Genomic DNA, 8,953 nt, shown 5'->3' with positions numbered 1-8,953 from the left:
ATTTCTGAATTTAGTGCAAGTACCAGTTGACCATTCCGCTCATATACGGTACACTGGTTTTGCTTTTTCTTTGTCTTCACAAACTAAGAATAAAGCAACGAGCGAGATTTGGAAACCATTTCGGGCTCCAAACCTCGCTCGTTTTTATGGGCTCTTTTTGCAACGAACCCTGATTTGTCAATAGAGATATTGTGTTCCCCCTGAATATGGTTTCACCTACAGTACAGGCCGTGAAGTTGGCATTGGCAGAGGCGAATCGCTGGGACGGGAAGCTTACGAAACGTCCTGTAAAGACGATTTAAACGCCGCCGTGGGTGTGACCGCAGCAAAGTACCGCTTCTGCGGCACCAAGTTCTGAGAAGTGCCTTGTTTCCGGTGCCGTTTTCTCACAGATCACCCTGGCCGGTGGTTACAGACACTCCATCAGGATTTCATAGACCTCGTTGTGGGTGAGCTGACGGGGGCCGTTGGGCAGCAGGTTGGTGCTGTCTGCCACCTGCCGCAGCAGCTCAGGTGTGATCTCCGCCTTGGAGCGCAGCTGGGACAGCCTGGTGGGCAGGCCGCACTCTTGGATGAAGGCGGCCAAAGCGTCCACTACCGCCTCAGCGCCCTCCACCCCAAAGACCGCCCGGCCCAGCCGGGCAAACTTCTCCGGGGCGTCCTTCACAATGTGCCGGTAGTAGGCCGGGTGGATGACTGCCAGCCCCTGGCCGTGGTTGCAGTCGGTGTAGGCACCCAGCTGGTGCTCGATCTGGTGGGCCTCAAAGTCGGTGACCCGGCCCACCTTCAGGATGCCGTTTTCCGCCATGGCGGAGGTCCACATCAGATTGCTGCGGGCGGTATAGTCGTTCAGGTCCTTCAAAAGCGCGCGCATATTGACCACCGTGCTGCGCATGACGGCCAGGGCCACCTCGTCGGAGACATTGTCCCGGTCGGAGCGGCCGAAATAGGTCTCCATGGCGTGGCTCAGGGTGTCAAAGGCGCCGGAGAGCACCTGCATCCGGGGCAGGGACATGGTGTACTCCGGGTTCAGAATGGCAAACCGGGGGGCGGCGGTAAACATGCCGCCCTTGATCTTGGCCGCCTCGTTGGTGATGACCGCCCCGCCGTTCATCTCGGCCCCGGTGCCCGAGGCGGTGACCACCGCCCCCAGGGGGATGGGGACCCCGGCGGGCGCCTTGTGCTGGATCATCTCCAGGTCCCACAGGTCCTCGTCGGTGACCGCCTGGGCGCACACGATCTTGCAGCAGTCGATGACGCTGCCGCCGCCCACCGCCAGAACCAGGTCGGCCTTACAGTCCCGGGCCAGCTTGGCCCCCTCCTGGACCTTGGCATAGGTGGGGTTGGACATGATGCCGGCAAACTCGGTGACCGTCTTGCCGGCGGCCTTCAGAATCCCCATCAGCTCCTCATAGACCCCGTTTTTCTTGATGGAGCCGCCGCCGTAGGCCAGCAGCACATTGGGGCCGCAGGCGGACAGAATCCCGGGCAGATGTGCCTTGGCCGCCCCCTTGCCGAAATAAACTTTTGTGGGATATTCGTAGACAAAGTTTTCCATGATTCAGACTTCCTTTTTGAAATTCAAGGGCAGATTCTCTCCAGTATCAGTTCAGTCCCAGGCTCTCCACCCAGGCAGTTACGTCCTCCTGAGAGGCGCCGGAGCGGAACCGCTCTCCCTCCAGCCAAGTGCCGGTGCCGGCCAGCTGGGCCAGCCGCTGGCCGCTCTCTCCCAGCCCGGAGCTGGAGGAGGTGCAGAATGGAATCACCGTCTTGCCGGTGAAGTCGTTGGCCTCCACGAAGCCGTCCACCGGCCAGGCGGCGATGCCCCACCAGATGGGGTAGCCGATGTACACCACGTCGTAGTCCGCCCAGTTGTCCGGGGTGTAGGCGGTGAGCTCCACATCCCGCTCCTCCGGGTTCTCATACTCCTGGACCACCCGGCTGTTTTCGTCGGTCCAGTTCAGATCGTCGTCGGTGTAGGGGTCGGCGGGGGTCAGTTCAAACAGGTCGCCGCCGGTGGCCTGGGCGATGGCATTGGCCACCCGCTCCGTGTTTCCGGTGGCGGAGTAGTAAACCACCAGCACATTGCTCTCCTCCGCCGGGGTCTCCGGTGTCTCCGGGGTCTCGGGCGCGCCCATGGTCCGGTAGGCCCGGAGCATCACGGCCACCTCCGCCCGGGTGGCGCTGGCCTGGGGATCGAAACGGTTGTTCTCCCGGCCGCTGAGGATGCCGCTGCTCTGGGCCCAGTCCACCGCCTGGCCGGCCCAGGAGGCGATGCTGCCCTCATCGGCGAAGGGGGCGCCGGCCTGGGCCTCCGGGCTGCCCGCGTCCCGCCAGAGGATAGCGGCGATCTGCTCCCGGCTCACCGGGTCATTGGTGCCGAAGAGCCCGCCGCCGTAGCCGCTGATGATCCCCTCCTGGGTGGCCCACAGGACCGCGTCGGCGTACCAGGCGTCCGCCTGGGTGTCGGTAAAGGCGTCGCTGCCGGAGACGGCGGGGCTGCCCGCCGCCCGGTACAGGGTCTGGGCCAGCATGGCCCGGGTCATAGTGCCGCTGGGGGAAAACTGGGCGTCCGAGGTGCCGCTCATCAGGCCGTTGTCCCGGACGTACTCCACCGCCTGGGCGTACCAGCTCCCGGCGTCCACGTCGGCGTAGCCGGTGTCCTCCACCGCGGCCAGGGCGTTAAGGTTCAGACTGGAAATCAGGGCCAGGGACAAAAGCGCGGCCCCCATGCGTTTGAGATTGCCCATTGCTTGGTCCTCCTTACGTAACGTTAAACTGATTTTTATGGACTCCGCCCCCGGGGGACGGGGTTTCTCTTTATACCTTCCGCACCAGGCCGGCCAGCATCTCCACCACGGCGGGGTCCCGGTGGTCGAAGAAGGAGCTCACTCCGGTGTCCAGGGCGGCGATGGCGGCCATATCCTGGTCGGACAGGGTGAAGTCGAACACGTCAAAGTTCTGCTCCATCCGCTCCCGCTTGGTGCTCTTGGGGATGCACACGATGCCCCGCTGGAGCTGCCAGCGCAGCACCACCTGGGCCACGCTCTTGCCGTACTTGGCCCCGATGGCGGCCAAGGTCTCGTTGTGGAACAGGTCGTTGTGCCCCTCGGCGAAGGGGGCCCAGCTCTGCATCTGGACGCCCTTGGACTGCATATACTCCTGGGCCTTGTGCTGCTGGAAGAACACGTTGCACTCCACCTGGTTGACGGCGGGGGGCATGTCTTGGAAGGCGATGAGGTCGGCCAGCCGGTCGGGGTAGAAGCTGCACACCCCGATGGCCCGGATCTTCCCCTCTTTGCACAGCTCGGTCATGGCCCGCCAGGCCCCGTAGTAGTCCCCCAGAGGCTGGTGGATCAGGTACAGGTCCAGGTAGTCCAGGCCCAGCCGGTCCATGGACGCCTGGAAACCCCGCTTAGCCCCCTCATAGCTGGCGTCGGAGATCCACAGCTTGGTGGTGATGAACAGCTCCTCCCGGGGGAGGCCGCACTCCCGCACCGCCTTGCCCACCGCCTCCTCGTTGCCGTAGGAGGCCGCCGTGTCGATGAGGCGGTAGCCCACGTCGATGGCGTCCCGCACCGCCCGCTCACACTGGGCCGGGTCCTTGATCTGATAGGTGCCGAAGCCCAGCTGCGGCATCTTCACGCCGTTGTTTAAGGTCACATACTCCATTGCAAAACGCTCCTTTGTTCCCTTACTTCTGCCCGTCTACGTCGGGGACGATCTCGGCGTACTTCTCCAGCATCTCGGGGGTGCTGTGGTAGTAGCGCTGCTTCTTGTCCATGGCATTGATCTCCGCCATCTCCTCCTCGGTGAGGGCAAAGTCGAACAGGTCCAGATTGGACTTGATGTGCTCCGGATTCTTGGAGCCAGGGATCACGATATTGCCGCTCTGGATGTGCCAGCGGAGGATGATCTGGGCGTTGGACTTGCCGTATTTCTTCCCCAGCTGGGCAAAGAGGGGCTCCTGGATCAGGGACTTGTCCCCGTGGCCTAGGGGGTACCAGGCCTGGATAACGATGCCCTCGTCGGACAGGAAGGACTTGAGCTCCTTCTCCTGGGAGTAGGGGTGGACCTCCGTCTGGAGGACGGCAGGCTTCACCTCACATGCGTCCAGGATCTCCTGAATCTGCCTGGGGTTGAAGTTAGACAGGCCGATGGCCTTCACCTTGCCCTCTTTGTAAGCCTTCTCCATCAGCTGGTACCCGGCGATATAATTGCCGGCGGGCTGGTGGATGAGCAGCAGGTCGATGTAGCCGGTGTCCAGCCGCTCCAGGGTCTTGTCCACCGCGTCCGCCTGCTCATAGAAGGAGGGCCACAGCTTGGTCTCCAGGAAGATGTCCTTCCGGTCCACGCCGGACTTTTTGATGGCCCGGCCCACCGCCTTCTCATTCACATAGGCGTTGGCGGTGTCGATGAGGCGGTAGCCGCACCCCAGGGCGCTGAGGACGGAGGCCTCCGCCTCGTCGGGGGTGAGCAGGAAGGTGCCGATTCCCGCCATAGGCATTTTGAGTCCATTGTTCAAGGTCGCGTATTCCATACTTCAACATCCTTTCTCTGCTGTGCTTCCTCTGCCCCAGGGGGCGGAAGCACGTTCAGTCGTTGTAAATGACCGGCTTGATGAGGCTCCGGTCGTGGTTCAGAAACAGGTCCATGGCCTCTGGGATCTGTTCCATGCCGTGGTAGCGGTGGCTGATGAGCTTTTCAGGCTGGACCCGGCCGCTGGCGATGAGCTGGGCCATGCGGCTCAGGAGGAGCCGTCCGCCGCCGCAGCCCACCCCCTTGATGGTCTTGCCCCCGTAGCCGAAGCCCCACACGGCGGGCTGGATGGGGATGGAGGCGTTGCTGAAGTAGGCGCTCAGGTTTACCAGGGTGCCGCCGTTTTTCAGCATCTTCAGCCCCAGGCTCAGCTCCTTCTCGCTGCCGCCGCACAATACCACGTTGTCCACCGGTCCGCCGTTTTCCCGGACAATCTGGTCGATGTAGTCCTCGTTGTGATAGTCGATCAGATGGGTGGCACCATACTCCTTGGCCACGTCGAAGCACACCTGGCGGGAGCCGATGGCAAACACATTGCCCGCCCCCTGGAGGACTGCCGCCCGGACGGCCATCAGGCCCACGGGCCCCACCCCCAGCACGGCCACCGACTGGCCGAACTTCATGTTCAGGGCCTGGGCCCCCTCAAAGGCGGTGCACATCATATCGGGCACCATCACCGCCTGCTCCAGGGTGACTCCATCCGGAATTTTGGCCAGGTTCATGTCCGCGTCCCGGATGTAGTAGAGCTCCACAAAGGAACCGCCCCGGTCCGGATAGTCCACCCCGGCGTACATATTGTCCTGGTGCTGCTTGGCCCGGCCGTCCTGGGCCTCCATGCTCCGCCACACCGGCATCACCGAGCAGACGATGACCTTGTCCCCCACTTGAAAGTCGTGTACGTCCGCGCCGGTCTTGACGATCTCCCCGCACATCTCATGGCCCACCGCCTTGCCCAGGAGATAGGGCAGGGAGGCGCATCCGGTGGCGCACAGATGGGCGTCGCTGGTGCAGGGGGGCCAGATCAGGGGGCGGATCAGCGCTCCGGTGGGACAGAGCTTCTCTGGCAGGGGGCACCGGTCGCTGACGGCCAGGGTGTTCTGCCCGGTGATGACCACACCTTTCATGTACTTCATATGCAAACAGCTCCTTTTCCATATGACTCGCCGGACAGCTTCACCAAGGCCTTTACCCGCTTCCACGGCCTCACACCTGCCGCACTGAGAAAAAGCGGAGGCGCGGCCCGCTCCTTTGCTCCGCTGAGGATCAAAGTGACATTGGAAGGTGGTCAAAACATGGATTGCAGGATTATGAAAAAAGAGACGTTTACGGTGCTGTGCCGGGCCAAGACATTCAAGTATGAGGACGCCGCCGTCCAGGTGCCCCAGTTCTGGGCGGAGCACTTCCGCACCGGGGGAGGCGAGGTGGTGCGGGGCGTGTACGGCATCAACCTGGACGAGAGCATGGGCGGCAACGAGTTTGAATATCTCATCGCCGACAACTATGACCCCGCCCGGGAGATTCCGGAGGGCTTCGCCACCCGCACCATCCCGGCCCACACCTGGGCGGTGTTCCCCTGTACGGGAAAGATGCCCCAGGCCCTCCAGGGGCTGAACCAGCAGATTTTCTCCCAGTGGCTGCCCACGAACCCCGACTATAAAATTGCCGCCGGTATCAATGTGGAGCTGTACAGCGATGCCAGCAGGTTTGAACAGGGCACCCAGGATCAGGACTACTACTGTGAGGTCTGGATTCCGGTGGAAAAGAAATAAAGCGTCCCTTATGTGTCAGGCCCCCGGCGGAAAGCCGGGGGCCCGACGCGTGCCTGGGAGCGGGGCCCCAGTTCATCCGGGGCTTGTCTGGTTCCGGGCGGCCGTGTATAATGCAGGTGGAAGCAAAACGGCCCGGAGTTCCGGGGCAGTTACGTTAAAACACAAGGAGATCGAACCCATGATTCGAGAGATTTGTAAAGACGAGGCCTTTTTGGCCCGGAAGGCGGAGCCCGCCGTACCGGAGGACCTGCCTATCGCGGCTGACCTGCTGGAGACGCTGGAGCACCACAAGACCGGCTGTGTGGGCATGGCGGCCAACATGATCGGCGTCAACAAGCGCATCATCGCCTTTGACAACGAGGGGACCTACATGGTCATGTTCAATCCGGAGATCGTCAAACAGTCCGGGCCCTATCAGGCGGAGGAGGGCTGCCTCTCCCTGCCCGGCGTCCGCCAAGCCAAGCGGTGGAAGTCCATCAAGGTGCGCTGGCAGAACGAGAAGTTCCAGGAGCGGCTGAAAACCTTCACCGGCTGGACAGCCCAGATCATCCAGCACGAGATCGACCACTGTGAGGGCGTCATCATTTGAGCGGGAGGCGGTACCCTATGAAACTGGCCATTTTGTCCGACACCCACGGCCTGCTGCGGCCGGAGGTGGCGGAGCTTCTGAAAACCGCCGACGCTATTCTCCACGGCGGAGACATCAATAAACCGGGCATCGTGGACCAGCTGGAGCAGTACGCGCCCCTCTACGTTGTCCGGGGCAACAACGACAAGGAGTGGGCGGAGCAGATCCCCCACGACCGCACCGTTACACTGGGAGGCGTGACCTTCTATATGGTCCACAACAAAAAGGAGGTCCCGGCGGACCTGGCCGGGGTCGACGCGGTGGTGTTCGGCCACTCCCACAAGTATCTGCTGGAGGAGAAGGACGGCGTTCTCTGGCTGAACCCCGGCTCCTGCGGTCCCCGGCGGTTCCATCAGGAGATCACCATGATGATGGCGGAGGCGGAGGACGGAAAACTCCGGGTGGAGAAGATCGTCATCCCCCACGGGACGGCGTGATGGAACTGGGACTGACCTTTCCCCTCCAGCGGTTTTTGAAGCAGAAGACGCCGCCCTATGGCGCTCAGCCGGACCGGCGCTTCTGCTGGGACCTCCATGTCATCCAGCTGCGGGGGCGCCAGTGCCTGCTGGCCGTCCACTGCTGCAGCCGGTACGCCTTCGTCCGCTATGACGTCCCGCCGGTGCAGTGGACGGACCTCCTCGGACTGTTCCGGGAGGGGCTTTTGGAGAGCCTCACCGCCGCCGGTTTTTCACAGGCCCAGGGGGAGAAATATCTGCGCCGGGCGGGCCGCATCGAGCTCACCCGCACCCACGGCCGCCGGGAGGTGGCCTTCCTCAACCGAGCCTGGGAAGATGTGCTGGAGCTGGACCTGTGCCTGGATACCAGCCGGCAGGCTCAGCCGCTGCTGGACCACGCCGTCAACACCCGCCCCAGCCGGTGCGCAGGCTTTGAGGGGCTGGGGACGGGAGTGGAGCGGATGGCCGCCGTATTATGCGAACGAGAGGCAGAGATATGAGACCAGAACGAGTACGAATTGGCGGGATTCCCGCCCTGTTATATGGAGCGCCCGCGGAGCGGGGCTATCTGTTCCTCCACGGCCAGATGGGCCGGAAGGAGGAGGCGGAGGCCTTCGCCCAGGTGGTCTGCCCCAAGGGATACCAGGTACTGTCCATCGACCTGCCTGCCCACGGGGAGCGCCAGGGGAGGGGGGAGAAGCTGATCCCCTGGGTGGCGGTACCCGACGTCCGAGCGGCCTGGGAGTGGACGGAGTGCCGCTGGAGGGCGGTCTCCCTCCGGGCCAACAGCATCGGGGCCTACTTTTCCATGCTGGCCATTGACCGGCTGGACCGCGCCCTGCTGGTCTCGCCCATTCTGGATATGGAGGGACTGATCTTGACCATGATGGGCTGGGCCGGGGTGACGGAGGAGGAGCTGCGGGAGCGGGGCGAGATCGCTGCCTCCTTCGGTCAGACCTTATCCTGGGAGTACCTGTGCTGGGTGCGGGAGCACCCGGTCCACAGCTGGAATTGTCCAGTCCGCATCCTCTATGGAAGCGAAGATAATATGACGCCCCGCCGAACCGTGGAGGAGTATGTCCGTCGGCACGGCGCCCGGCTCACGGTGCTGGAGGGCGGGGAGCACTGGTTCCACACGCCGGAACAGCTGTCCGCGCTGCGGGAGTGGGAGGAGAGAGAAGCTTGAACCGAGAAGAATGCCTGATCTGCAAAGCGCCGCTGGAGTATCTGCTCCAGGACGAGGAGATGGAGTGCGCCGTCTGTCATAGGCGGGAGGCCAGCAAGACCCGGTGTGTAAACGGCCACTATGTGTGCAGTGACTGCCACACCCAGGGCATGGACAGCATCTTCGGCCTGTGCCTCGCGGAGACCTCCGCCGACCCGATCGCCATCCTCCGGCGGATGATGGACCTGCCCTTCTGCCACATGCACGGCCCGGAGCACCATGTGATGGTGGGGGCGGCCCTGCTCACCGCATACAAAAATGCCGGAGGCCCCCTGGAACTGGAGCGGGCCCTGGGGGAGATGTACCGCCGGGGAAAGGCTGTCTCTTATACACATCT

At 63.1% G+C, this 8,953-nt stretch carries 11 protein-coding genes; 6 read left to right on the top strand and 5 right to left on the bottom strand.

All coding sequences use genetic code 11. The annotated features are described in order from the left end of the window. Nucleotides 1-409: 409 nt before the first annotated feature. From H6B31_RS15705 to H6B31_RS15685, 5 genes are all read right to left on the bottom strand, one after another. The gene (locus H6B31_RS15705) at nt 410-1,558 is read right to left on the bottom strand and encodes an iron-containing alcohol dehydrogenase (protein WP_204899362.1); all 1,149 of its coding nucleotides are present in this window, start codon (nt 1,556-1,558) and stop codon (nt 410-412) included. A gap of 46 nt (nt 1,559-1,604) precedes the next feature. After that, entirely contained in the window at nt 1,605-2,750 is a 1,146-nt protein-coding gene (locus H6B31_RS15700) for a flavodoxin (protein WP_204899361.1), read from the bottom strand. Nucleotides 2,751-2,820: 70 nt separating this feature from the next. Continuing rightward, nucleotides 2,821-3,672, bottom strand: coding sequence for an aldo/keto reductase (locus H6B31_RS15695; protein ID WP_204899360.1), 852 nt, complete (start codon nt 3,670-3,672; stop codon nt 2,821-2,823). A gap of 22 nt (nt 3,673-3,694) precedes the next feature. After that, entirely contained in the window at nt 3,695-4,540 is an 846-nt protein-coding gene (locus tag H6B31_RS15690) for an aldo/keto reductase (protein WP_204899359.1), read from the bottom strand. Nucleotides 4,541-4,595: 55 nt separating this feature from the next. Continuing rightward, a complete protein-coding gene (locus H6B31_RS15685) occupies nt 4,596-5,672 on the bottom strand; it encodes a zinc-binding dehydrogenase (RefSeq protein ID WP_204899358.1) in 1,077 nt (358 codons plus the stop codon). A gap of 159 nt (nt 5,673-5,831) precedes the next feature. Here H6B31_RS15685 and H6B31_RS15680 point away from each other — a divergent pair, with 159 nt between their 5' ends. The 6 genes from H6B31_RS15680 to H6B31_RS15655 all read left to right on the top strand — a co-directional run. Beyond that, nucleotides 5,832-6,308 (top strand): GyrI-like domain-containing protein, encoded by a 477-nt coding sequence (locus tag H6B31_RS15680; protein ID WP_243419105.1) that lies wholly within the window; start codon nt 5,832-5,834, stop codon nt 6,306-6,308. A 178-nt stretch (nt 6,309-6,486) separates the two neighbouring features. Further along, on the top strand, nt 6,487-6,897 hold the full coding sequence (locus H6B31_RS15675; RefSeq protein ID WP_204899357.1) for a peptide deformylase: 411 nt from the start codon (nt 6,487-6,489) through the stop codon (nt 6,895-6,897). Between the two features lie 17 nt (nt 6,898-6,914). After that, nucleotides 6,915-7,373, top strand: coding sequence for a metallophosphoesterase family protein (locus H6B31_RS15670; RefSeq protein ID WP_204899356.1), 459 nt, complete (start codon nt 6,915-6,917; stop codon nt 7,371-7,373). Then, nucleotides 7,373-7,891 carry a DUF6933 domain-containing protein gene (locus H6B31_RS15665; RefSeq protein WP_204899355.1) on the top strand — a complete coding sequence of 173 codons (519 nt, stop codon included), beginning with the start codon at nt 7,373-7,375 and terminating at the stop codon, nt 7,889-7,891. Before H6B31_RS15670 ends, H6B31_RS15665 begins: the two co-directional genes overlap by 1 nt. After that, nucleotides 7,888-8,577 carry an alpha/beta hydrolase gene (locus tag H6B31_RS15660; RefSeq protein ID WP_204899354.1) on the top strand — a complete coding sequence of 230 codons (690 nt, stop codon included), beginning with the start codon at nt 7,888-7,890 and terminating at the stop codon, nt 8,575-8,577. The genes H6B31_RS15665 and H6B31_RS15660 overlap by 4 nt, the downstream gene beginning before the upstream one ends. Beyond that, nucleotides 8,574-8,953 (top strand): DUF5714 domain-containing protein (locus tag H6B31_RS15655; RefSeq protein WP_243419104.1); only part of this gene is annotated, 380 nt, incomplete at its 3' end. The genes H6B31_RS15660 and H6B31_RS15655, both read left to right, overlap by 4 nt.

Source organism: Pseudoflavonifractor capillosus (assembly GCF_016899775.1).
Lineage (GTDB): Bacteria > Bacillota > Clostridia > Oscillospirales > Oscillospiraceae > Lawsonibacter.
The sequence above is the reverse complement of the archived record's forward strand: the minus strand, read 5'-3'. Positions and strand labels throughout refer to the sequence as shown.